Source organism: Amycolatopsis tucumanensis (genome assembly GCF_021654135.1).
Taxonomy (GTDB): Bacteria; Actinomycetota; Actinomycetes; order Mycobacteriales; family Pseudonocardiaceae; genus Amycolatopsis_E; species Amycolatopsis_E tucumanensis.
Window position 1 is genome coordinate 12,078 of record NZ_JAKGSD010000071.1, and the last position, 24,062, is coordinate 36,139.

21 protein-coding genes are annotated in these 24,062 nt (G+C 73.5%); 8 read left to right on the top strand and 13 right to left on the bottom strand.

Going from position 1 to position 24,062, the window contains the following annotated elements:
* Positions 1-68: 68 nt before the first annotated feature.
* Positions 69-3,053 (bottom strand): ATP-binding protein, encoded by a 2,985-nt coding sequence (locus L2C96_RS39675; protein WP_237339768.1) that lies wholly within the window; start codon positions 3,051-3,053, stop codon positions 69-71.
* A 43-nt stretch (positions 3,054-3,096) separates the two neighbouring features.
* Positions 3,097-4,485: an aminotransferase-like domain-containing protein gene (locus L2C96_RS39680; protein WP_237339769.1), complete on the bottom strand. Its 1,389-nt coding sequence runs from the start codon at positions 4,483-4,485 to the stop codon at positions 3,097-3,099.
* On the opposite strand from L2C96_RS39680, the gene L2C96_RS39685 reads away from it, so the two are divergent.
* The gene (locus tag L2C96_RS39685; protein ID WP_237339770.1) at positions 4,484-5,404 is read left to right on the top strand and encodes a DMT family transporter; all 921 of its coding nucleotides are present in this window, start codon (positions 4,484-4,486) and stop codon (positions 5,402-5,404) included. The two genes, L2C96_RS39680 and L2C96_RS39685, sit on opposite strands and share 2 nt — an antisense overlap.
* On the opposite strand, the gene ligD is transcribed toward L2C96_RS39685, so the two are convergent.
* The gene (ligD, locus tag L2C96_RS39690; protein ID WP_020422005.1) at positions 5,391-6,347 is read right to left on the bottom strand and encodes a non-homologous end-joining DNA ligase; all 957 of its coding nucleotides are present in this window, start codon (positions 6,345-6,347) and stop codon (positions 5,391-5,393) included. The genes L2C96_RS39685 and ligD overlap by 14 nt on opposite strands.
* A gap of 105 nt (positions 6,348-6,452) precedes the next feature.
* Between ligD and L2C96_RS39695 the strand changes: the two genes are divergently transcribed.
* A complete protein-coding gene (locus L2C96_RS39695; RefSeq protein ID WP_237339771.1) occupies positions 6,453-7,433 on the top strand; it encodes a peroxidase family protein in 981 nt (326 codons plus the stop codon).
* Between the two features lie 365 nt (positions 7,434-7,798).
* On the opposite strand, the gene L2C96_RS39700 is transcribed toward L2C96_RS39695, so the two are convergent.
* The 3 genes from L2C96_RS39700 to L2C96_RS39710 all read right to left on the bottom strand — a co-directional run bounded on the left by L2C96_RS39700 (position 7,799) and on the right by L2C96_RS39710 (position 12,125).
* The gene (locus tag L2C96_RS39700; RefSeq protein ID WP_237339772.1) at positions 7,799-10,666 is read right to left on the bottom strand and encodes a helix-turn-helix transcriptional regulator; all 2,868 of its coding nucleotides are present in this window, start codon (positions 10,664-10,666) and stop codon (positions 7,799-7,801) included.
* A gap of 24 nt (positions 10,667-10,690) precedes the next feature.
* Positions 10,691-11,683, bottom strand: coding sequence for an NAD(+)/NADH kinase (locus tag L2C96_RS39705; protein WP_020422008.1), 993 nt, complete (start codon positions 11,681-11,683; stop codon positions 10,691-10,693).
* Between the two features lie 64 nt (positions 11,684-11,747).
* Positions 11,748-12,125, bottom strand: a complete 378-nt coding sequence (locus L2C96_RS39710) for a hypothetical protein (protein ID WP_020422009.1) — start codon at positions 12,123-12,125, stop codon at positions 11,748-11,750.
* Positions 12,126-12,299: 174 nt separating this feature from the next.
* On the opposite strand from L2C96_RS39710, the gene L2C96_RS39715 reads away from it, so the two are divergent.
* On the top strand, positions 12,300-13,835 hold the full coding sequence (locus L2C96_RS39715) for an alkaline phosphatase D family protein (RefSeq protein ID WP_020422010.1): 1,536 nt from the start codon (positions 12,300-12,302) through the stop codon (positions 13,833-13,835).
* A 10-nt stretch (positions 13,836-13,845) separates the two neighbouring features.
* Here L2C96_RS39715 and L2C96_RS39720 read toward each other — a convergent pair whose 3' ends face one another.
* The 5 genes from L2C96_RS39720 to L2C96_RS39740 form a co-directional block, all read right to left on the bottom strand.
* Entirely contained in the window at positions 13,846-15,036 is a 1,191-nt protein-coding gene (locus tag L2C96_RS39720; RefSeq protein ID WP_237339773.1) for an RNA polymerase sigma factor, read from the bottom strand.
* Positions 15,033-15,386, bottom strand: a complete 354-nt coding sequence (locus L2C96_RS39725) for a YciI family protein (protein WP_237339774.1) — start codon at positions 15,384-15,386, stop codon at positions 15,033-15,035. The genes L2C96_RS39720 and L2C96_RS39725 overlap by 4 nt, the downstream gene beginning before the upstream one ends.
* Before the next feature lie 85 nt (positions 15,387-15,471).
* On the bottom strand, positions 15,472-15,807 hold the full coding sequence (locus L2C96_RS39730; protein WP_039791909.1) for a winged helix-turn-helix domain-containing protein: 336 nt from the start codon (positions 15,805-15,807) through the stop codon (positions 15,472-15,474).
* A complete protein-coding gene (locus L2C96_RS39735; protein WP_237339775.1) occupies positions 15,804-16,223 on the bottom strand; it encodes a hypothetical protein in 420 nt (139 codons plus the stop codon). Before L2C96_RS39735 ends, L2C96_RS39730 begins: the two co-directional genes overlap by 4 nt.
* A gap of 210 nt (positions 16,224-16,433) precedes the next feature.
* The gene (locus tag L2C96_RS39740) at positions 16,434-17,435 is read right to left on the bottom strand and encodes an Lrp/AsnC family transcriptional regulator (RefSeq protein ID WP_237339776.1); all 1,002 of its coding nucleotides are present in this window, start codon (positions 17,433-17,435) and stop codon (positions 16,434-16,436) included.
* A 111-nt stretch (positions 17,436-17,546) separates the two neighbouring features.
* On the opposite strand from L2C96_RS39740, the gene L2C96_RS39745 reads away from it, so the two are divergent.
* Together L2C96_RS39745 and L2C96_RS39750 are read left to right on the top strand one after the other, a co-directional pair.
* Positions 17,547-18,875: an MFS transporter gene (locus L2C96_RS39745; RefSeq protein ID WP_237339777.1), complete on the top strand. Its 1,329-nt coding sequence runs from the start codon at positions 17,547-17,549 to the stop codon at positions 18,873-18,875.
* Complete coding sequence (locus tag L2C96_RS39750) at positions 18,872-20,236, top strand: CHASE3 domain-containing protein (RefSeq protein WP_237339778.1); 1,365 nt, start codon at positions 18,872-18,874, stop codon at positions 20,234-20,236. The genes L2C96_RS39745 and L2C96_RS39750 overlap by 4 nt, the downstream gene beginning before the upstream one ends.
* Here L2C96_RS39750 and def read toward each other — a convergent pair.
* Positions 20,208-20,825 carry a peptide deformylase gene (def, locus tag L2C96_RS39755; protein WP_237339779.1) on the bottom strand — a complete coding sequence of 206 codons (618 nt, stop codon included), beginning with the start codon at positions 20,823-20,825 and terminating at the stop codon, positions 20,208-20,210. The genes L2C96_RS39750 and def overlap by 29 nt on opposite strands.
* A gap of 73 nt (positions 20,826-20,898) precedes the next feature.
* On the opposite strand from def, the gene L2C96_RS39760 reads away from it, so the two are divergent.
* Positions 20,899-21,315 (top strand): CBS domain-containing protein, encoded by a 417-nt coding sequence (locus tag L2C96_RS39760; protein WP_237339780.1) that lies wholly within the window; start codon positions 20,899-20,901, stop codon positions 21,313-21,315.
* Positions 21,316-22,232: 917 nt separating this feature from the next.
* On the opposite strand, the gene L2C96_RS39765 is transcribed toward L2C96_RS39760, so the two are convergent.
* A complete protein-coding gene (locus L2C96_RS39765; RefSeq protein ID WP_017984202.1) occupies positions 22,233-22,448 on the bottom strand; it encodes a dodecin in 216 nt (71 codons plus the stop codon).
* A gap of 331 nt (positions 22,449-22,779) precedes the next feature.
* Here L2C96_RS39765 and L2C96_RS39770 point away from each other — a divergent pair, with 331 nt between their 5' ends.
* Positions 22,780-23,415, top strand: coding sequence for a nitroreductase family protein (locus L2C96_RS39770; protein ID WP_237339781.1), 636 nt, complete (start codon positions 22,780-22,782; stop codon positions 23,413-23,415).
* Positions 23,416-23,419: 4 nt separating this feature from the next.
* Positions 23,420-23,902 (top strand): NUDIX hydrolase, encoded by a 483-nt coding sequence (locus tag L2C96_RS39775; RefSeq protein ID WP_237339782.1) that lies wholly within the window; start codon positions 23,420-23,422, stop codon positions 23,900-23,902.
* The last annotated feature ends 160 nt before the right edge of the window (positions 23,903-24,062 follow it).

Below are 24,062 nucleotides of genomic sequence, written 5' to 3' on the forward strand. Positions count from 1 at the left end.
GTTCCTCCTCAGGTGGGTCGCCACGACGCTAGGGACCGGGCGTTCGCGCAGCGTTCGCCCGCGCGGGCTCAGCCGGAGCCTGCCCGAACGGCGAGGTCGTGCTCGCACCGCCGCACCAGTGCGAGGCTGCCCTGTGCCCTGGCCAGCCGCACCGCGGAGCGCAGCCGGGACACCGCCGTGCCCGGGTCGTCGAGGGCGGCGCGCTTGCGCATCACCTCGGGCATCCACCACACGTCGTCGCGGGCCTGCCCGGCGACTATCGCCGCGTCCAGGGTCGCGCGGGCCGCGTCCGGGCCGGACAGGTCGGCGAGCAGCGCGAGCCAGTACGGCATCCGCGCGAACGAGCCCTCCGCGCGCAGGTTGTCGATGCCGCGCCGGGCGACCTCGGGCCGGCCGGTCCGCCAGCCGCCCAGCACCAGGCCCCACTCCCGGTAGTAGGCGAAGCCGTAGCGGTCGCACAGCTCGCCCAGCTCGCGCACGGTGTCGCCGAGCCGGTCCACCTCGCCGCACATCTGGTAGGTGATCCCGGCGTAGGCGAGCCCGACGGCGAGGCTGTATGGGTGCTCCGCCGACCGGGCGAGATCGATCGCGTCCTGGCAGGCGGCCAGCGCCTCCCCGGTGTGGCCCAGCAGCCAGTGCGGGTGCGCGGCCCACCCCGTCGCGTGCACGTCCGGGCGGGTGCCGACGGTCAGCGACGGGGCGCCGCGGGACAGTTTCACGGCGAGGTCGAAGTGCTGCAGCGCCTCGGCGGGCCGCCCGAGGCTGCACGCGCTCCCGCCGTACACGAAGTGCGCCGCCCCACGCAGTTCCGAGTCCGGGTCGACGAGGTCCAGCACGTTCGTGGCGACCTCGTAGGCATCGGCGGTGCGGCCCTGCACGAAGCGGGACGCCCACAGCCCGACCATCGCGGTGAGCATCGAATCCTGCTGCCCCAGGCGTTTGGCGAGGGCGATGGTGCGCTCCAGGGCCTGCTGCAGCTGCGGCGAGGCGTACCCGTGGCGGGCGTTGAGCGGCGCCGCCATCGTCTCCAGTATCGCCAGTTCCTGACGGGCGGACTCGGCGCTGTCCGGCTGGGCCCGCACGATGTCCAGCGCCTCCTGGTGCAGCCGGATCGCCTCGGCGTGGGCGAAGGTGCTGGACGCGAAGGCCGCGGCGCGCCGGTAGTAGCCGACCGCGCGGTCCGGGCGGCCGCCCCGCGCGTACTGCTCCGCGAGACGCCCGGACACCGGGTCGGTGTCTCCGGCGTGCAGCAGCTCCAGCGCCTGCGCGATGCGCCGGTGCAGCAGCCAGCGGTTGGGCGGGCTGACCAGGCGGTAGGCGGTGTCCCGGAGCAGGTCGTGGCTGAAGTCGTAGCCGCCGCCGATCTCCTGGATGATGCGGCGCCGCCACAGCTCGTCGACGGCCTGCACGACCGTGTCCGGTTCGAGGTCGCTGGCCTCGGTGAGCAGGGCGAGCGTGAAGTCCCGGCCGACCGCGGCGGCGAGCCCGGCGATCTTGCGCGCGGCGGGGCTCGCCTGCTCCACGCGGTTGCGCAGCACGTCGGTGAGGTCGCTGCCGGGCAGTGCCTTGCCCCGCACGGCTTCGACGACGTAGAGCGGGAACCCGCCGGTGGTGGCCTGCAGCAGCGCGCGGTCCGCGGGGGCGAGCGGCTGCCCGGAGATCAGCTCGGCCAGCCGGGCGGATTCGGTGATCTCCAACGGGTTCAGCGTCAGCTCGGTGAGCAGGCCGGTGGCCCGCATGCGGGTGGTCCACTCGGCGAGCTCCGGCCACTCGCCGTCGGTGCGCAGGGTCGCGGCGACGAGGACCGGCGCGTCCGGGGTGAGGCCGAGGCAGAACGTGAGGAACGCCAGGGTTTCCTGGTCGCACCACTGCAGGTTGTCCAGCACCAGCAGCATCGGGCGGCCGGTGCCGGTGAGCGCTCTCGCCAGGCCCTCGAAGAAGCGGTGCCGCTGCCAGGCGTCCACCATCGCGCGGGGGCCGGTGTCCGGGTCGCTCCGCGACCGGCCGGCGGGCACGAGGCGGTCCACTTCGGCGCGCCACACCGGTTCCAGGTTCGCGGTCGCGGCCCGCACCGCGGGGGCACGCAGCCAGTCGGCGACCGGCGCCAGCGGCAGCCGTCCTGGCGTGCCGAAGCACTGGGAGGTGGCCACGATCGCACCATGCGCCCGTGCGGCGGAGGCGACTTCGGCGACCAGCCTGCTCTTGCCGACGCCCGCGCCGCCGCACACCAGCACGAGCCCGGGGCGGCCTGCCGCCGCCGTCTGCCAGACGCGCGAGAGGAGTGCGATCTCCCGGCCGCGCCCGACGAGCCCGGTGGTGCCGGGGCGCGGGCCCGTCGCGTCGCCGGCCAGCAGGCGGCGCAGGGCCCGGCGCGTCGTCTCGTCCGGGACGACGCCGAGTTCGCGTTCCAGGGTGGACGCGCAGTGGTGGTAGGTGCTGACCGCGCTGGCCCGGTCCCCCATCGCGGCCTGCAGGTCCATCAGCGTGCGGTAGCCCTGTTCCTCCAGCGGGCGCAACTGGATCCGCCTGCGGGCGGCCTCCGCGGCGCCGGGCAGGTCGCCGCGGCTCTTCCTGGCCTGACACAGCAGATCGCACAGCCGGACGCAGGACGATTCCAGCGCGGCACGCGGCTCGATCACCCATTCGTCGTTGATGCCGGGCAGGAATTCACCGTGGTAGAGCGCGATCGCGGCCGGTGCGTGTTCGAGCACCCCGTCGCCGGTCTGGGCCGCCGCGCGGGCCAGTTCGAAGTCGCGCACGTCGACGCGGACGCCCGCGGTGTCGCGCCAGCACAGATCCTTCGCGGTGACGACCAGGCAGTCCTGGCCGAGGGTGTGGCGCAGGTGGTGCAGTTCGCGGCGGAGGTTGGTCAGCGCCTGCGGTTCGGACGAGTCGGGCCAGAACAGTTCGGCGATGCGCTGCCGCGGCTGGGGCACGCCCGCGTGCACGACGAGGTAGGCGACGAGCGCGACGGTGCGCGGCGAACGGGTCACCACCGAACCGTCCGCTTCGTCGAGAATTGCCTGCTCTCCCAGCAGGGAGACCCGCAGCATCCCGCCAGAGTAGACCGCGAGGCGGGTCCGATCGACGGAATGCCTAAAGCCCTTGCCGGGCCAGTGCCTCGCCGATGATCCGGGCGCCGTCGGGAAAAGCGCCCGGGTTCGGGCCCGAGTAGTTGAGCCGCAGGTACACCCCGGGCGGCTCCGCCGGGAACCATTCACCGCCCGGGTTCACCACGACCCCGGCCGCTTCGCAGTCACGGACCAGGCGCGCCGGATCGGTGGCGTCCGGCAGCCGCACCCACAGGTTCAGCCCGCCCTGCGGCAACCCTTCCAGGCGCGCGGACGGCACGTGCTCCCGCAGCGCGCCGGCGAGCAGGTCGCGCCGCGCGGCCAGCTGGCGGCGCACCCCGCGCAGGTGCGTGCGCCACCCGGGCTGGGTGACGACGTCGAGCGCGACCGCCTGCAGCAACCCGCTCACGTACATCGATTCGCCCTGTGCGCTGGCGAGGATGCGCTCGCGAGCCGCGCCGCGCGCGATGATCCCGGCGACCCGCACCGCCGGGGACACGCTCTTCGTCAGCGACCGCAGGTACACCACGTGCCCGCGGTCGTCGCGCGCGGCGAGCGGCACCACGTCGGCCGCGATCCCGAAATCGTGCGCCCAGTCGTCCTCGATCAGGAACGCGCCGTGCTCGCGGACCACGCCGAGGACCTCCTCGCCCAGCTCGGCGGGCCAGCGGGCGCCGGTCGGGTTGGCGAAGTTCGGCTGCGCGTAGAACGCCCTGGCCCCGGTGTGCCGGAACGCGCGGTCCAGCTCGTCCGGGTCCGGACCGTGCGGCCCGCTTGGCACGGGCACCACCCGCACCCCGGCCTGCGCGGCGGCGAGGATCGCGCCCCAGTACGTCGGCGACTCCAGCACCAGCGGCGCGCCGGCCCCGACGAGCCCCCGGAACGCCGCGCTGAGCCCGCTCTGGCTGCCCGGGAACACGACGACGTCGCCCGGCGCCGCCGGACCCAGCTCCGCGGCGAACCACGCCTGCAGCTCCGGCAACCCCGCGGCCGGCGGGCGGCTGACCGCGGAAGCGCCCCGCGCGGCGCGGGCGAACGCCGCCCGCACCAGCCGTTCCGGCAGCAGCTCCCGGTCCGGGTAACCGGAGTGCAACGCGATCACGTCGTTCGGCACCGTGCGCAGCGCGGTCGACACCCGCGGCACGCGGTGCGGCGGCGACCCGAGCGCCGCCGTCTGCCACCCGTAGTCGTTCGCGCGCGCCACTCGGACCGCGCGCACGAAGGTGCCGACACCGGGTTTGCTCTCCACCACGCCCTGGGCCGCGAGGGTCCGCAGCGCCTTCTGCACGGTCACCGGGCTCGCCGCGTACTCGGCGACGAGCGCGCGGGTGGACGGCAGCTTCGCGCCCGGTTCGGCGGTCGCGATCCACTTGCGCAGCCCGGCGACGATGCGAGAGCTGCTATCGTCGGACATGAGGCAGGATAGTAGCGCTACTCTCGCCGAGCGCCCGGTGCTACCGCCCGCGCGGGCCGGTCTCGGCTGGGGTCTGCTCGGGGTCACGGCGTTCTCGTTCACCGTCCCGTTCACCCGCGTCGCCGTCGGCGCCATGTCGCCGCTGTTCATCGGTTGCGGGCGGGCGGTCGTCGCCGCGCTGCTCGCCGCGGTCGCGCTCGCCTGCACCCGGCAACGCCTGCCGCGGGGCGTGCAGTGGTTCCGCCTCGCGATCGTCGCCGCGGGCGTGGTCGTCGGGTTCCCCGTGCTGACGTCGTTCGCGCTGACCACCGCCTCGGCCAGTCACAGCGCCGTCGTGATCGCGCTGCTGCCCGCCGCCACCGCGGTCATCGCCGTGCTGCGCGGGCGAGAACGGCCGGCTGCCCGCTTCTGGGTGGCAGCCGCCCTCGGCGCGGTCGCCGCGGTGGCGTTCGCGTCCCTGCAGGGCGGTTTCACCGGCCCGCGGTGGTCGGACCTGCTCCTCGTCGGGGCGGTGCTGGCCGCCGGGATCGGCTACGCGGAGGGTGGCCTGCTGGCCCGCGAACTCGGCGCGTGGCAGACGATCTCGTGGGCGCTCGTGTTGTCCGCGCCGCTGATGACCGCGCTCGCGGCCGTCGCGGCGTGGCAGCACCCGCCGACGGGCACCGCCGTGGACTGGGCCGCGTTCGCCTACCTCGGCGTGGTGAGCATGTTCCTCGGGTTCTTCGCGTGGTACCGGGGGCTCGCGATCGGCCCGATGGCGCGGGTGAGCCAGATCCAGCTGGTCCAGCCGGTGCTGACCATCTGCTGGGCGGTGCTGTTCCTCGGCGAGGCGATCACCTGGCCGACCGTGCTCGGCGGCCTCGCGGTGATCGCGTGCGCCGGGCTCGCCGTGCGCACCAGGCTGATCAGGCGAGCGTGACCTCCTCCGGCCGCCGGTCCGGCCGCAGCCCGCGCCACGACGGCGCCCGCAACCGACCGTCCGACGTCCACTGCCGGAACTCCACCTCGCCCACCAGTTCCGGCTCCACCCAGTGCGCGTTGCGGGCGTACTCGCGGGGCACCGGGCTGTCGAACGGGCTCGTGCGGCGGGCCAGCGGGCGCAGGCGGGCCTGCAGGTCGTCGAGCATGCGGTCGGTGAAGCCGGTGCCGACGTGCCCGGCGAAGCGCAGCCCGGTCTCGTCGTGCAGGCCGAGCAGCAGAGCGCCGAACGTGCCGGAGCGCCGTCCCTCGCCGGTGGTCCAGCCCGCGATCACCACCTCCTGCGTGCGGGTCAGCGGCGTCTTCACCCAGTCCGGCGACCGCACGCCGGGCTGGTAGACCGAGCCGAGCCGCTTCGACACCAGCCCCTCCAGGCCGACCTCGCGCGCCGCGCTCAGCAGCTCCGCACCCTCCACGTCGGACGCGAGGAAGTGCCGCCGCACCCGCACCTCCGGCCGGTCGATGCCCAGTCCCAGCAACCGTTCCCGGCGTTCCTCGTAGGGCAGGCCGGTGCAGTCCTGCGATCCCTCGCGCAGCAGGTCGAACGCGAAGAACACGACGGGCACCGAGGACAGCCGCGCCGGGGTGGGCACGGTCAGGTTCATCCGCTGTTGCAGGCGCCCGAAATCCGGCCTGCCGTCCTCGTCGAGCGCGACGACCTCGCCGTCGATCAGCAGCGTGCGCGGGTCGTGGCCGAGCACGGCCAGCTCCGGGTAGGTGCCGGTGACGTCACGCAGCCGCCGCGAGTAGAGCCGGACCTCGCCGCCGGACACCGCGGCCTGGCACCGCACCCCGTCGTACTTCCACTCGAACGCCCAGCCCTCGCTGTCCCGCACGGGTCCGGGAACGGCCAGCATGGGGGCGACGGGCTCGGGCAGCGGCATGCCCCCGATGCTGCGCCGGATCGTGGGCTTCCGCCAGTCGGCCACATCTCTTCGTGGGGACTTAGGTCACCACTTTCCCCGTTCGTCCGCAAAATCGACAACGCGTTGCTTCAGCTGCTCGCGCGAGCGATGACGTCCCGCGACGGCGGGGCGCACGACGGTGACCGTCGACGAGCTGGTTCAGGGCCGCTCACGGCGCTCGACCTGGACGCGCTCTACGGCCGGGGACCGCAGCAGGACAAGCGGTTCTACGCGCCGGACGGGCTGAAGCCGAAGATCGGCACCACCGCGACGGTCCCGATCGACGCGGGCACCAACGTCAACCGCACCGGGTTCGACGTGCCCCGCGTCGGCACCAGGCCGACCAAGGCGGCGGAGCGGAAGGCGCTGATCCCGGACACCCGCAACGACGAAAACCTCGCCGTCGCGCAGATTCACGCCGGGTTCATCAACTTCCACAACCGCGTGATCGACCACTTCGCCGCGGATTCCGTGCCGAGCGCGCTGCTTTTCGAAAAGGCCCGCGGTGAAGTGGTGCGGCACTACCAGTGGATGCTGCGCGAGGACTACCTGCCGCGGATCGTGAACCCGATGATCGTCGACGACGTGTTCACCGACGGGCGCAAGTACTTCGACCCGCAGACCGCGGGCGGCCCGGCGACCATGCCGATCGAGTTCTCGGTCGCGGCGTTCCGCCTCGGGCACAGCATGGTGCGGGAAACCTATTCCTGGAACCGGATCTTCGAAGCCGGCTCCCCGCTGGGCATCGCGACGCTGTTCCAGCTGTTCACCTTCAGCGGCACCGCCGGGACCCTCGGCCCCACCAACGACCCGGCCGACTCGACGACCCGGACGCGGGCACGTTCCTGCGCCTGCCGACCAACTGGATCGTGGACTGGCGGCGGTTGTTCGACTTCGGCCCGAACGGCGTGCCGAACCCGACGAGCGTGCCGCTCGACCCGGCGCGGCGCATCGACACGCTGCTGGCGAACCCGCTGGACACCCTGCCGGCAGGCACGTTCGGCGGCCGGGAGGGCGGGCTCGCCGACGACGACATCCAGCGGAACCTGGCCTACCGCAACCTGATCCGCGCGAACATGGTCGAGCCGGCCGCCGGGCAGCAGATGGCCGAGTTCCTGGAGACGACCCCGTTGACCGCCGAGCAGATCCTCGCCGGCGCCGGGGATGGTGCGGACCTGTCCACGCTGAGCCGGGAACTGCGTGACGAGCTGGTCGCCGACACGCCGCTGTGGTTCTACGTCCTGCGGGAGGCCGAGGGGCACGAGGGGCGCCTGAACGGGGTCGGCGGGCGCGAGCCGCCACTCGATCCTGAACGAACCGGGCTGGCAGCCCGCGCTCGGCGCGCGGCAGGGCAGCTTCACGATGGCCGACCTGCTGCTCTTCGCGGCAGGCGGGAAGCCGGAGAACCTCAACCCCCTCGGCGACAAGCCCTAACCGAGCAGGCCGCGCTGGTGCGCCAGGGAAACCGCCTCGGCGCGGCTCCCGGCGCCCAGCTTGGCCATCACACGCGACAGGTGCACGCTCGCGGTCTTCTCGCTGATGAACAGGCGCTCGCCGACCTGGCGGTTGGTCAGCCCGCCCGCGACCAGTTCCAGCACGGCCCGTTCGCGCGGGGTCAGCACGTCGTCGGCGGGTGCGGACGCGGCCGTCAGCCTGCCGCGCCGGGCCAGGTCCGCCACCGCGGACCGCAGCGGTTGCGCGCCCAGCTCGCCGGCGGCGTCGTGCACCAACCGGGCCTGCTCGGCCGCCGCGTCCCGCTCGCCGTGGGCCAGCAGCGCCGCGGCCCACCGCCATCGGGCGAGCAGCTGCCAGTACGGCAGGGGCGCGGCCTCGTCGACCGCGACCGCCCACGCGGCCGGGTCGTCCGCGCCACGCAAGCGGTTCAGCTCCGCGGCGAGCCGCGCGGTCGGCGCGCGCGTGTCCGGGCTGCGTTCCTCCAGCCGGACCTGCATCGGCGACACCAGCTCGCCGCAGGCGGCCAGCTCCTCGCCCTGGCCGACCAGCTCGGCGGCGTCCCCGCCGCGGCGCCGGACCTCCTCGGCGTGGTCGGCCAGCGCGGACACCCCGGTGACGACCGCCCACCGCATGTCGGCCAGGCTCGACCGGGTCAGCGCCCGCAGCTGCTCGATCACGGCCCGGACCTCCGCGACGGCCCGCCCGGCGTCGCCCTGCCACTGCGCGGCCTCGGCCAGCGCGATCCCCAACAGCACGCCGGTGCGCGCGTCGTCGCGCTGGTCGGCCAGCCGCGCCGCGAGGTCCTCGACCTCGGCGAACCGCCCCTGCGCGGCCAGGATCGGCGCGGAGTACGCCCCCACGCGGGCCCGAGCGAACCGCGGCGCTCCAGGCACCGCCGCGCGGTCCAGCGCGGTGTCCCAGTCCCCGAGCACGTACAGGTCGAACAGCTCGCTCGTGCGCGCATCGACGCCGACGTCGCTCCAGCCGAGCCCGGCCCGTTCCGCGCGCTGCCACACCCGCGCGGCCATCCGCGCCGCGCCAGGCAGGTCACCGCTCACCAGCAGGTTGCAGGTGACGTTGTGCAGCGCCCGCAGCTCGACCCGGACCGCGCCGATCTCGGCCGCGCGGTCCGCGGCGGCCAGGCCGAGGCGCGTGGACAGCTCGACGTTGCCCTGCCAGTCCTCGAACGCGGCGAGCGTGACCATCCCGTCGACCTCGACCTCGGGCGCCCCGGCCGCGCCCGCGTCGGCGATGGCCTGCTGCACGTGGCCGCGCAGCTCGTCGACGTCGACGTCCGGCACGCCCCACACCCAGGCGCGAGCCCGCAGCGCGAGGACCCGGGCGCGCACGACGCTCGCCGGGCGGTCGCGCACCAGCTCCCACGCCTCGGCGACGGCCTTCGACACCTCGCCGCGGTGCAGGTCGAACGGGATCAACGCGATCGCCAGCTGGTGCCGCGTGTCGGCGGCCAGCTCGGGGTCGTCGCGCAGGTCCGCCTCGGTCACGGCGGAGCGCGCGTAGGTGACCGCGCGGTCGGCCTCGCCCGCCGCGTACGCCATCGCGGCCGCCGAGCGCAGCAGCGCCAGCTGGTCCCGTCCGCTGATCCGCTCCGGCTCGTCCACCGCCTCCCACAGCTGCAGCGCCTGCTCGAGGTGGTGCAGCGCGTCACCCGGGGCCTGCATCCCGGCCGCCTGGTCCGCGGCCCGCACCGACGCGGCGAGCGCGGTCGGCAGGTCGTGGCTGCGGAAGCTGTGGTGCGCGAGAGCGGCCGCGGTGCCGTTCTCGGCGGCCAGGCGCGCGAACGCGGCGTGCAGGCGCACCCGCTCCCCGGGCAGCAGGTCGTCGTAGACCGCTTCGCGCAGCAGCGCGTGCCGGAACGCGTAGCCGTCCTCCGCGGCGACGAGGACGTTGTGCAGCACGGCCTCGCGCAACGCGGTCTCCAGGGTGTCCTCGTCCAGCCCGCAGACCGTGCGCAGGCTGGCGTGCGCGACGAGCTGCGCCGCGCCGGAGACCGCACGCGCCACGCGCTGCGCCTCGGGGCTGAGCCGTTCCACGCGGGCGAGCAGCAGTTCGGCCAGTCCCTCGGGCAGGTTCGCGCCGCGGCGCACCGCGGCCGTCAGCTCCTCGCAGAAGAACGGGTTGCCCTCGGAGCGTTCGGCGACGGTGCGCACGGTGGTGTCCGGCAACGCGCCTTCGGCGAGCGCCGAAACGAATGCGACGGCGTCGGCCGCGGCGAGCGGGGCCAGCTCGATCCGCGCCACCGAAGGCAGCCGGGACACCTCCGCCAGCAGCGGGCGCAGCGGGTGGCGGCGGTGCAGGTCGTCGGTGCGGTAGGTGGCGACCACCAGCAGCCGCTGGGTGTCCAGCCGGGACAGCAGGAACAACACGAGGTCCCTGGTCGAGGCGTCGGCCCAGTGCAGGTCCTCCAGCGCGAGCAGCACCGGGCCACGGGCGGCGAGGTCCACCAGCAGCGCGTGCACCGCGTCGAACAGCCGCAGCCGTTCCACCGTCTGGTCGGCGGGCTCCGGCTGGGTGAGACCGGGCAGCAGGCGCCCGAGCACCGGCCACTGTTGCGCCGCCTCCCGCTGCCCGCCCAGCGCCTCGGCGAAGGGCAGGTACGGCAACCCCGCTTCGCCGACGTCGAGACAACGCCCGGACAGCACGGTCACCCCGTCGGCCCCCGCGACCAGCTCACCGAGCAGCCGCGACTTGCCGACCCCGGCGTCACCGGCCAGCAGCACCGCCCCCGCCTGGCCCGCCCGAGCCCGGTCCAGCGCGGCACGCAGGGTGTCCAGCTCGGGTTCGCGGCCGATCAGCGGGATCGCGGTGTCGAGGCGAGGCACACCTCATGCTCCCACGGACGACGATCAGCGCGGGGGCCGTTCGTCGGCGAGGGCGGCGACCGAATCGGCCAGCCCGAAGCGGTCGCGCACCCGGCACAGGAAGTCCGGCTCGTCGAGGCGGACCAGCCGCGCGCGCCGGCTCGCCGCCTGCACGGTGATCCAGTCGCCCGGCTCCAGCACGCCCCGCAGCTGACCGTCGACGCTCACCGCGGCCTCCCCGGACTGCTCCAGCACCCGGATGCCGACCCGCTGCTGCGGCGCCAGCACCACACTGCGGTTGAAGACCATGTGCGGCGCGACCGGCGTGAACACCAGCGCGTCCAGGCCGGGCGAGACGATCGGGCCGCCCGCGGAGAAGCTGTAGGCGGTCGAACCGGTCGAGGACGCCACGACGAACGCGTCGGTCGAGTAGACGGCGAACTGCCGCCCGTCGACGTAGACCGCGAGGCTGGCCTGCCGGTCGCGGGCCAGCTTCTCCACCACGATGTCGTTGAGCCCCAGCACGTCGAGCTGGATGCCGTCGCCGTCGGACGGGGCCCGCCGGGTGGTGGGCGGCGGCAGCGCCGGGCCGCGGCCGTAGCGCAGCATCGGCTCGATGCCCTTCGGGATGCTCAGCGGCCGCGACGCGCACATGGTGAGCGTCATCCGCGAGTCCTCCTGGAAGGCGCCGTCGTTGACCGCGTCCAGCGCGGCGACCACGTCCTCGGTGGCGACCTCGGTGAGGAACCCGACGCGGCCCACGTTCACGCCGAGCACCAGCGACCCGACCGGCGCCGCGACCCGCACCCCGCGCAGGAAGGTGCCGTCGCCGCCGACGGTGACGATCAGGTCCGGGTTGCCCGCGCGCTCGGCCTCCTCCTTGGCGTGCAGGCGGTGGCCGTCGAAGTCGTCCCACACGTCGATGTCGGTGCACGGGATGCCGCGGGCGGCCGCCCAGGCGCGGACCTCGCCCGCGGTGCGCCGCGCGGTCTCCTTGCCGCCGTGCACCACCAGGCCGATCCGGGAAACGGAAGCCATGTCCCTCCTCGCGACCGGAGGCACTCCACGTCGGCCTCCTCGGTACCAAGCTAGTACCGGCAGGTCAGGACGCGAGCGGCTCGGCGCCTTCGGGCACCGGAACGAGGGCGGGCTTGGGCAGTTCCGCGCAGCTCACGCGCAGTTCGGCCGGCCGCGGGGTGGCCCAGGTGCCCAGCATCAGGAAGGTGACGGACTCGCCGGGCCCGAGGTCGAGCGCGTCGGGCAGGCGGCGGGTGAGGGAGCGGTCGTAGCGGTCGCCGAAGTCGACCCGGACCCCGGTGGCGAGGACCGGGCCGGTGTTGGTCAAGCGGTACCACTGCTGCGGCTGGGCCTCGAGGCGGAACGCGGGCGCCGGCCCACCGCCGCGGCGGGGCCGGGCCGACCGGCGGCCGAACCAGAACGCCGTCGCCACGGCCAGGACCAGCACGGCCACCTCGATCATCAGTCGCACAACCAGCTGATCGTCCGTTCGGGGCAGTGCGCTACCTGGGGTGATCGAACCGTGATGTGACAAGCACGATCATCAATGTCCCGTCCACCAGGGATTCGGGCAGCGGCCACCCGGGGTGCTTAGCGTGTGCGCGCCTTTCCTCCCGAACCCCCGAAAAGGTGACGCATGACCGACCTCTCCCCCACCCGCCGTCAGGTCCTGATCGCCGGTGGCGCCGCGCTCGGCGCCGCCGCCTTCGCCGGCTGGGGCACCGCCTCCGCCAGCCCGGTGCGCGACCCGTTCACGCTCGGCGTCGCGTCCGGCGACCCGCTGCCCGACGGCGTCGTGCTGTGGACGCGGCTCGCGCCCGAACCGCTGGCCGCCGACGGCCTCGGCGGCATGCCGTCGAAGGTCGTGCCGGTCGAGTGGCAGGTCGCCGCCGACGAGCGGTTCCGGCACGTGGTGCGCGCGGGCGCCGAGATCGCGCGGCCGGAGTCGGCGCACACCGTGCACGCCGAGGTGTCCGGCCTGCGGCCCGGCGCCGAGTACTTCTACCGCTTCCGCGTCGGCAACGAGATCAGCCCGGTGGGCCGCACGAAGACGGCGCCGCGGCCGGGCGCGCGGCTGGACAAGTTCTCGTTCGCGTTCGCCAGCTGCCAGAACTACCCGGACGGCTTCTACACCGCGCACGCCCACCTCGCGCAGGAGGACCTGGACCTGGTGGCGTTCCTCGGCGACTACATCTACGAGGGCAACGGGCAGGGCAGCATCGGCCGCGGGCACACCCCGGCCGCGGAGACGTTCACCCTGGCCGACTACCGCGTCCGGCTGGCCCAGTACAAGGGCGACGCGGACCTGCAGGCCGCGCACGCCGCGTTCCCGTGGGCGCTCGTGTTCGACGACCACGAGGTGGAGAACAACTGGGCGGGTGACATCTCGCAGCCCGACACCGAGCCCGACCAGGACCCGGCCGTGTTCCGGCAGCGGCGGGCCCAGGCGTTCCAGGCGTACTGGGAGCACATGCCGCTGCGCCGCGCCCAGCGCCCGTCCGGGCCGGACATCCGCATCTTCCGCAGGCTCACCTTCGGCGACCTGGTGGACGTGCACCTGCTGGACACCCGCCAGTACCGGGACGACCAGGTCGCGGGCGACGCGCGGCTGGACCCGTCGCGCACGATCCTGGGCGCGCAGCAGAAGGAGTGGCTGCTGCGCAACCTGTCCGGCCCGACCGCGCGGTGGAACGTCCTGGCGCAGCAGGTGTTCTTCTCCCAGCGCGACTTCACATCCGGCACGGCCGACTCGTTCAGCGACGACGCCTGGGACAACTACTACGTGGAGCGCAACCTGGTGCGCTCGAAGCTGGCGCAGGCGAGCAACCCGGTGGTCATCACGGGCGACGTGCACGCCAATTACGTGGCCGACGTGAAGGCCGACTTCGAGGACCCGGCGTCGGCGACGGTCGCGACCGAGCTGGTGGGCACGTCGATCTCCTCCGGCGGCGACGGGACCGACCAGAACTCCGGTGACCGCGTGCAGCTCGCGGAGAACCCGCACATCAAGTTCATCAACCGCAAGCGCGGCTACGTGCGCAACACGATCACCCGGGACTCGTGGACCGCCGACTACCGCATCGTGGACTACGTGACGCGACCCGGCGCGCCCGTCCAGACGCGGGCGAGCTTCGTCATCGAAGCCGGCCGCGCGGGAGCGCAGCAGGTCTGACCGGCGTTCCTCACCCGCCGGTCTCCCGCAGCCGGCGGGTGAGGAACTCCCGCTCGGGCGCGTTCTCCGTCCGCCGCAAGGCTTCCTCGTAGGCGCGTGCCGCCTCCTCCCGCCGGTCCAGGCGGCGCAGCAGGTCCGCCCGGACCGCGTGGAACAGGTAGTACTCGGTCAGCCGCAGGCGCTCCACGAGCGCCAGCCCGGCCGCGGGACCGTCGACCTCCGCCACCGCCACGGCCCGGTGCAGGGCCGCCACCGGGGACGGCGCGACCGCCATCAGCTGGTCGTACAGCGCCACCACCTGCCGCCAGTCGGTGTCCGCGGCGGTCGGCGCGTCGCTGTGCACGGCGTTGATCGCGGCCTGGATCTGGTACGGCCCCGGGCGTCCCCGGCGCAGGCACCGGCGCACCAAGGCCTGTCCCTCGGCGATCAGCTCCCGGTCCCACCGGCTCCGGTCCTGGTCGGCCAGCAGCACCAGCTCCCCGCCCGGACCGGTGCGGGCGGCGCGGCGCGACTCGGTCAGCAGCATCAGCGCGAGCAGCCCCAGCACTTCCGGCTCGTCCGGCATCAGCCCGGCCAGCACCCGTGTCAGCCGGATCGCCTCGGCGCACAGGGCCGCGCGCCTGGCCGTGTAGCCCTCGTTGAACACCAGGTACAGCACCGCGAGCACGGCCCGCAGCCGGTCCGGCAGGTCCGCCTCGTCCGGCACCCGGTACGGGATGCGGGCGGCGCGGATCTTGCCCTTCGCGCGCACGATCCGCTGCGCCATCGTCTTCTCCGGCACCAGGAACGCCCGCGCGATCTCGGCGGTCGTCAGCCCGCCGAGCAGCCGCAGGGTGAGCGCGACCCGCGCGGCCGGGGCGAGCGCCGGGTGGCAGCACGTGAAGATCAGCCGGAGCCGTTCGTCGGGCACGGCGCCCTCCTCCACCGGATCGTCACGTGCGTGCAGCAGGGCCGCGTGGGCCTGCCGGTCGTCGCGGGTCGCCTCGCGCCGCAACCGGTCCACGGCGCGGTTGCGGGCCGTCGTGATGATCCAGCCCGCCGGGCTGGGCGGAACCCCGTCCTCGGGCCACCGCCGCACGGCCGTCGCGAACGCGTCCTGGACCGCCTCCTCGGCGATGTCGATGTCGCCGAAGACGCGGACCAGGACGGCCACCGCGCGCCCGTACTCCTCCCGGAAGACGCGGGCGATCTCGTCGGTCAACCGCAGGACCCGTCGACCACCGGCCGGACCTCGATGGGCAGTGTGGTCGCCGCCGTCAGCTTGCGGCCCCACTCCAGCGCCTCGTCCAGGTCCGCGGCCTGGATAATGGTGAACCCGCCGACGTGCTCCTTGCCCTCCAGGTAGGGCCCGTCGGTGACGAGCACGTCGTCGCCCCGCGCGTGCACGACGGTGGCGGTGCTCGGCGGGTGCAGGCCCGCGTTGAACACCCAGGCGCCCGCGGCCCGCAACTCCTCCTGGAACGCCGCCACCTTCGCCATGATCGGCTCGAGGAATTCCGGCGGGGGCGGCTCGCCGTCGGGCTGGTAGATCGTGAGCAGGTAGTGGGTCATGGTCCCTCCTCGGTTCGGTCTTCACCACCTACACGAACGACGACCCCGCGGATCGACACCTCAGCGAAATTGGCCCGGGCATCACTCAGTCGGGGTGCTGGACGGGTGAGGTGGTGTCGATCAGCGCACGGAGCGTCCGCTGGTACCGCTCGAAGGCGGCCCGGCCCTCGTCGGTGAGGGAGAGCCAGGTCCGCGGCCGCTTGCCCTCGTACCCCTTGACCACCTCGACGTACCCGGCCCGCTCCAGGGTGAGGATGTGCCGCGACAGCAACGAGTCGCTGACCTCGACTGTGTCGCGGAGCAACCCGAACGCGACGCGGTCGGCCGCGGCCAGCGCCGCCATGGCCGACAGCCGGACCGGCGCGTGGATGATCTCGTCGAGCTGGTGCCGGGGGTGGGCACCCGTCTTCCTGCCGCTCACCGGCGCGCGACCCGCCACGCCAGGACGATGAACGGCAGCGCGGGCAGCACTCCGGCCGGCACCGCCCACGGGGTGAAGCCCTCGGGGACGAGGAACTTGTCGAGCAGCATGGTGGGCACGGCGAGCCCGACGCTGGCCCAGACGGCCGCGTTCTCCAGCCGCGCGGCGGCCCGGTCGATCATCCGCAGCCGCAGGCCGATGAGGCCGGTGAGCACGACCACGACCAGCACCCCCGGCAGGACCAGGTCCCCGACGGCGGCCGGGGCGGCGACCAGCCCGATGTAGCAGGCCGCGGTGAACACGGCCATGACTGCCGTGGCGGCCACGTACCACCAGCGTTCCCGGCGGACCCGGCGGCCTACGCGGTCGATCGTGTCCAGCGCTTCTCGCGGATCCAGCTCATGGGGCGAGGCCATGTGTCCATGCTGACATGTACTTGAATGACACTCAAGTACTTTCCGGTCGGTTTTTCCGTGCCCCCAGCCCGGAAAATGCGTTGACCGTGGCGCCTGCACCGAGGGACTCTGGGCGTACCGAAACTCCACGCGACGCCCGCCCGATCCGCTGCGCCCGGCTCCACACCGCGCGCTCCGGTCCGGTCGCCGGGGCGCGCGTGCGCGGGCCCGCTATCGCACGGGCCGCCCCCGGCCGGCGCGGACCGAAGCCGCGCCGGCCGGGGTGACCAACGGCGCCACAGCCTTCAGCGTCCGCAGGATCGGCGCGGTCTCCAGGTGCGTGATCGCGGGCAGCGCGAGCCGGGTCGTCAGATATCGGTGCAACGCGCCGGTGTCCGCGCACAACGCGATCGACAGCAGGTTGGTGCGCCCGGTGGTGGCGGCGACGACGGCGAGTTCCGCGTGGCGAGCCAGTTCCGTCGCGACCGCGTCCAGGTGCACCGGGGGCACGGACATCCACAGCAGCGCCGAAGCCGTGATGCCGAGCAGCGCGTCGTCGATCTCGACGTCGAAGAACAACGCGCCGCGCCCGCGGAGTTCGTCGACCCGCCGGGCGACCGTCGATGCCGACCACCCGGTCGCCGCGGCCAGAGCCGTGTAGCCGGCGCGGCCGTCCTGCGCGAGCGCGGCCAGCAGCACACGGTCAGTCTCGCCGAGCTCGACCGGTTCGCCCGTCGGCGCCGGGCGGCTCAGTTCCCGTTGCTGCGCGGGCGAAAGCGCGTCGAGGTGGCCACGCCACGCCGTCGGGCCGCCCAGGTAGGTGTGCAGCAGGTAGTGCGCCGACACGGAGGTGACGCTCGCGGTGCGCGGGATGTCCCGCAGCAGCAGCGAGTTCCCCGCGCCCGGCTCGGCGCGGACGATCGCGACGATCTCCGTGCCGCCCGAGGTCAGCCGCACCCAGGCCGTGTCGTCGCGCCGGGCGAGCGCGTGCGCGATGTCGTGCGCGGTGCTCGGCGCCGCGGTGAGCCGGACGATCCACTGCTGCCCACGCGTGCCGGCCGGGTCCGGAAGCCCGGTCACCCGCAGCCCGGCCTCGCGGGTGAGCCGCTGGTAGCGCCGCGTCACGGTCTGAGTCGACGTGCCCAGCACGGCGGCGATCTTCGTGAACGGCGCCCGCGCGTCCAGGTGGAGGGCGTGGAGCAGTCCGCGGTCGAGCTCGTCCAGCACGGTCATTTCCCGCACTATAGCGCTTCTGATGGAGGAATCCGCCAGTTTTCGGCTCGTGAGTGGAACCAGTCTGACCCTCCCCGCACGCTGTCGCCGACCGCGTAGAAGGGAAGCCGGATGAACCACCGAGCGGCGCTGACCGCACTGCTGACCGCCGAAGCGATGAACCTGCTGGACTCGACGATCGTCCAGGTCGCCGCGCCCGCCGTGCACGCGAGCCTGCCCGGGCCGGTGGCGGACGTCCAGTGGTTCAGCGCCGCCTACACCCTGCCGTTCGCCGCGCTGCTGATCACCGGTGGGCGGCTCGGCGACCTCGCCGGGCGCCGCCGGGTGTTCCGGCTCGGCGTGACGGCGTTCCTGCTCACCTCGCTGGCGTGCGCGCTCGCGCCGGCCGCGAACGCGTTGATCGTGTTCCGCGCCGCGCAGGGCGCGTCCGCGGCGGTGATCATCCCGCAGACGATCGGGCTGATCCGCACGATGTTCACCGGCCCCGCGCTCTCCCGCGCGCTGGGCGCGATCGGCCCGGTCATGGGGCTCGCGGCGGTGTGCGGGCCGGTGCTCGGCGGCGTGCTCACCGAGGCCTGGACCTGGCGCTCGGCGTTCCTGGTGAACGTGCCGCTGTCGGTGATCGTCTTGCGGCTCGCCCGTGGCCTGCCGGAGGACCGCGCGCCCGGCCGCCCGCGCCTGGACGTGCCGGGGACGGTGCTCGCGGTCCTCGGCCTCGGGCTGCTCGTCCACCCGCTGACGCAACCGTCCACTCCGGACTACCGGCTCCTCGCCGCCGGCGCCGTCGTGCTCGTCGTCTTCGTGCTGCACCAGCGCCGCGGCCGCGCTCCGCTCGTCGAACGGTCCCTGTTCGCCGGACGACGGTTCCCGGCCGCGCTGGTCACCTCGGCGCTGTTCTTCACCGCCACCTCGGGCCTGACCCTGGTCGTGGTCCTGCACGAGCAACTGGACGCGGGCGCGGGTGTGCGTGCCGCCGGGCTGACGCTGGTGCCGTGGTCGGCCGGGCTGGGCGTGGCGTCCTGGGTCGCGGGCTCGGTCCTGGTGCCCCGCTTCGGCGACCGCGTGATGCCCGCCGGGCTCGCCGTGTTCGTCGCGGGCCTGGTCACCGCGTGCCTGGTGGCCGATCACGCCGCGTTCCTCGGTGCACTGGGGGTGATCGGAATCGGCGCGGGGTTGTTCAGCCCGGCGTTCTTCACCGCGGCGTTGCGCGCGGTGCGCCCGGTGGAAATCGGCTCCGCCGCGGGATTGCTCAACGCGGTGCAGCAACTCGGTGCGACGCTCGGTGTCGCGCTGCTCGGCGGTGTGTTCTTCGGGAGCGGAGCGCTTGCGGCGTACCGGATCGGGATCGCATTGGCGATCGGCGCCGCGGCAGGCGCCGCGGTGATGGCGGGAAAACGACGCTCTCGGTTTTCCGGTGAAGCGGGTTATCGTGTTTCGTGACCATTCCGCGATTCTGGCCGCGGACTTTGCGGTGGCAGGTGATCCTGCTCGTCAGCGGGTTGCTCCTGCTGCTCACCACCACCGCGATCGTCACCACCGCGGCCCGCGTCCACGTGACCGACGTCGGTTCGCGGGTGCGGGAGACGCTGCGCCCGGCGCAGGCCGCGGTCGCCGCGCTCGGCCGGGGTTACGTGGACATGGAAACGGGCGAACTCGGTTTTCTGCTGACCCGTGATCCGCAATTCCTGCAGCCCTACGAAACGGGGAGCGCGGCGGTCACCGCGGCGGAGGACAGCATCGCCCGGTTGATGGCGGACGACGCGGAAACGATGGGCCTCCTTTCCGCGGTGAGCGCGGCCGGGATCGCCTGGCGCACCCAGGCCGCCGAGCCGGCGATCGCGCGGGCCCGCGCGAACGGCACCGTCGCGGACAACCAGCAGGGCAGGGCGTTGTTCGACACCTTGCGCGCCCGGCTGACCGCGCTGGGCGACCACGTCGACCAGCTCATCGCGGCCAGGCTGGCGTCGTCGCGCCGGGCGAACGCCACCGCGAACGTGACCACCGGGGTGTGCGTGGGTCTCGCGCTGGTGCTGGGCCTGGCGAGCGTGCTCATCCTGCGCCGCTCGCTCGTCACGCCGCTGAACCGGCTGGTCGCGCAGGTGCGCGAGGTGTCCGCGGGCGACCTGCACCGCGAGGTCGAGGCGGCCGGGCCGGAGGAGGTGACCAGGCTCGGCGAAGCGGTCGAGGCGATGCGGGTGCGGATCCTGTCGGAGGCCGACCAGGTGGCGGCTGCCTCCAACCGGATCGCCCGGCTGGAGGAGACCGACCGGATCGCCCGCACGCTCGGCGACACGGCGATCCGCCGGCTCTACGGCATCACGCTGGACCTGCAGTCCGCGGCCGCCCGGTTCCCCCGGTCCGGCCCGGTGATGGCGACCGCGATCAGCGGCATCGACCGCACGATCTCGGCGTTGCGGAGCTCCGTCTACGGCACGGCGACGCGCACCCAGCCTCCGCTGCACACCCAGGTCAGCGAGGTGGTCGGGGAGCTGGAGAGCACCCACGGGCACGCGCCGGGGCTGCTGCTCACCGGCGACCTCGACGCCGAGCCACCCGCGGAGGTCGCCGCCGAGGTCACCCAGGTGCTGCGCGACTTCCTCCGCGCCACCGCGGTGCCGGAGGGCGGCGCGGAGGAGGTCGAGCTGGCCCTGTCCGGCGAGGAGATCCGGCTGCGCGTGACCTGCGCGGTGCCGGACGAGCGGGTGGCCGGCGTGGAGCGGGCACTGGCGGAGGCGTCCGCGGACGCGGTGGTGCGCCGCGAGCCGGACCGCGTCACGGTCGAGTGGCGGCGTCCGTTGTGACGACCGGGTAGGCCGGTTCGCTCATCTCCGCCAGCGCGGTCTCGCGGCCCTCCGGCGTGAGGTGGTCGATGTAGAGGCGGCCGTTGAGGTGGTCGGTCTCGTGCTGGAAGCAGCGGGCGAGCAGGTCGCGGCCCGGCACGGCGACGGGGTTGCCCGCGAGGTCGAAGCCACGGACGGTGACCTGGGCGGGGCGTTCGACGACGGCCCTGGCGCCGGGCACGGACAGGCAGCCTTCGGGGTGGGCGCCGGTCTCGTCACCGGCGACCTCGATGACCGGGTTCACCACGTGGCCGGCGTGCCACAGCTCGCCCTCGCTGCGTGCGTAGCTCTCCGGGCAGAGGTAGACGAACACGCGCAGCGGGACGCCGATCTGGTTGGCCGCGAGGCCGACGCCGCTGGCGGTGCGCATGCTGACGAACATGTCGGACACCAGCTGGGCGAGGTCGTCGCCGAACTCGGTGACGTCGGCGCACGGCCGGTGCAGCACGGGGTTGCCGACGACGGTGATGGGCCGGGACTCACCCCGGGCGTAGTGGTGGGCCAGGTCGCCGCCGGTGGTGACGTCGTGGTGGACCTCGATCTCGGACATGGGACGAGTAAATCAACCGGGCGCGGGTATGACCGCGAGTGCCCAGTTCGAGTGCACCAAAAGGCAGGCAGAGATGACGAAGGCTCGCGAAATCATGACGCCGGACCCCGAGTGCGTGCGGACCAGCGACACCGTGCTCGACGCCGCGAAGCGGATGGCGGAGCTCCAGGTGGGGGCGATGCCCATCTGCGGTGAGGACAACCGGCTCAAGGGGATGCTGACCGATCGGGACATCGTGGTGAAGGTGCTGGCGGAGGGCAAGGACCCGCGCGCGGTGAACGCCGGGGAGCTCGCGCAGGGCGAGGCGGTCACGATCGGCGCCGACGACGATGCGAAGGAGATCCTGCGCACGATGTCGCAGCACCAGGTCCGGCGGCTCCCCGTGATCGACGGCCACGACCTGGTGGGGATCGTCGCGCAGGCGGACGTGGCGCGATCGCTGGACGAGCCCGAAATCGGCGATTTGCTGCAGGCACTGTCGGCCGATTGATGGCGGTAGGTTCATCCGCGCCCGGAGGGGCGTCAACGCTCGGTCGTTGAGCGCCCGCTCCGGGCTTTGCGCTGTGTCGTGGAGATCCGCTCGCGGGTTTGCGCCTCGTTGCGGCCCGCTCGTTGGCCGTGCCCTGCGTCGTAGAGGCCGCTCGCAGGTTTCCGCTCCTCGTTGCGACCCGCTCGCTGGCCGTGCGCTGCCTCGCAAAAGCCCCGCGCAGGTGTCCGCCTCCACATCGCGACCCGCCCGCGATCGTGCGCCGCCTCGTAAAAGCCCCGCGCAGGTGTCCACCCCCACATCGCGACCCGCCCGCCACCATGCGCCGCCCCGTAACGCCCCACGCACGCTTACGCCCCCACAAAGCGACCCGCCCGCGACCGTGCGCCGCCTCGTAAAAGCCCCGCGCACGTCTCCGCCCCCACAAAGCGACCCGCCCGCCACCACGCGCCGCCCCGTAACGCCCCACGCACGCTTACGCCCCCACAAAGCGACCCGCCCGCGACCGTGCGCCACCCCGTAACGCCCACGCACGCTTACGCCTCCACAAAGCGACCCCGCCCGCCACCATGCGCCGCCTCGTAAAAGCCCCCGCGCACGTCTCCGCCCCACACAGCGACCCGCCCACCACCGCACGCCTCGTAAAGGCCCACGCAGGTGTCCGCTCCTCATTGCGGCCCGCTCCGGCGTCTCGCTGTCCGGGGCTCCAGCCGATCTACCCCGCGCGTCTACCCCCTGTTGCTCCAGTCAGGTGATCCAACCAATTCGACCCGATGGGGTGGCGATTTTCCGCCCAGCACCGGTTTTTGTCGGTCCCCGTCCTTAACGTGGCTGCCATGAACCTGACAACCCACCCTGGTCCCAAGTGGACGGTCCGCATCCGCACCGCCCTGCTGGGTGCCGCGCGCGCCCTGGCCAGGTCAGTCCGCGTCCTCCAGCCGGAACCCGACCTTCAACCCGACCTGGAAGTGACCGATCGCGCCGTTCTCGATGTGCCCGCGTATTTCGGTCACCTCGAACCAGTCCAACCCCCGCAACGTCTGCGCCGCACGCTCGATCCCCCCGCGAATGGCGGCGTCCAGGCTCTCACTGGACGAGCCGACGATCTCAGTGACGCGATAGGTGTGCCCGGCCATCTCAGGCCTCCTTGCCCTAGGCGAATCCCGGCCCCGGCATTGTCACCCGCCACGCCCGCCACCGCATCCCGCTCCCGATCTCACGCGCCCGTCGCGACAACCCACCCAAGCCCCTGGGCGAACCCCAGCCTCAACATCGCCACCGCCACATCCCCCGCACGACTCCGCTCACCCACACACGACCTATGCGCCTTCCCCACGGCTAACCATCAACGCGCACCCACCCCACTCCCCTCCTGCCCGCTCTCCGCCCAGCCCACGAGTGGCCACCTCAAGATCCGCGCGCCGGGGACCGGCGCCGGTCACTCGGGCGCATGCCAGGATCGGGGGCATGACACCAGAGGAGCTGTTGACCACCACCCGCAGCGTGCGCAAGCGGCTGGACCTGTCACGTCCCGTCCCGCGCGAGCTCATCGAGCGCGCGATCACCCTCGCGCTGCAGGCGCCGACCGGGTCGAACCGGCAGGACTGGCACTGGGTCGTGGTCACCGACGCCGACAAGCGCGCCAAGCTGGCCGAGCTGTACGCGAAGTCCTACAAGGCCTACCGCGACCTCGGCCCGGCGCCGGAGGAGCGCTACCCCGGCGACACGGACCGCGCCGCCACCCAGCACCGGGTGATGAACAGCGCCGACTACCTGGCCGAGCACATGGCCGAGGTGCCGGTGCTGCTCGTCCCGGCGATCCACGTCCCGGGCGGCAAGCTGCCCGGGGGCAACCAGGCCGGTCTGTGGGGCTCGATCCTGCCCGCGGTGTGGAGCTACATGCTCGCCGCGCGCACCCTCGGGCTCGGCACCGCGTGGACGTCGCTGCACCTGGTCTACGAGAAGGAGGCTGCTGAACTGCTGGGCATCCCGGACCACGTCCGGCAGGCGGCGCTGATCCCGACGGCGTTCTACACCGGCGAGACGTTCAAGCCGGCGAAGCGCCAGCCGCTGTCCGAGGTCCTGCACTACGACCAGTGGTGACCCGGTGCCCACGAAAAGCGCGGCGTTCCTGCTGTACCGCCTGACCGGCGGCGGTGGCGTCGAGGTGCTCATCGCGCACATGGGCGGGCCGTTCTGGGCGCGCAAGAACGAACGAGCCTGGTCCATCCCGAAGGGCGAGTACACCGACGAGGACCCGCTGCCCGCCGCACGGCGCGAGTTCGCCGAGGAGGTCGGCGAGCCCGTGCTCACCGGCGAGATCCTGGAGCTGGGCGAGTTCCGCCAGCCGAGCGGCAAGGTCATCACGACGTTCGCCGCGGAGGGCGACTTCGACCCGGCCGGCTTCGCCAGCAACACATTCGAGATGGAGTGGCCGAAGGGCTCCGGGCGCGTGCAGGAGTTCCCGGAGGTCGACCGCATCGAGTGGACCACGCCCGAACGCGCCGCGGAACTGCTCGTCAAGGGCCAGGTGCCGATCATCGCCCGCCTGCGGGAAACGCTGGTGGCGCAAGGAGTTCTGCGCGCCTGACCCCAGGGCCCCAGCACGGTTCCGCCCGGACACCTCACCTCCGGGCGGAACCACCGGGCAGGCCGGCTTGCCCCGAGCGGCCGGCTAGGGCGTGTCTGACAAAGGTCGCGGTTGGTGGCTGGGATGCTGCTGGTTGTGTCGCGGTTTGAGTTGCTCTCGG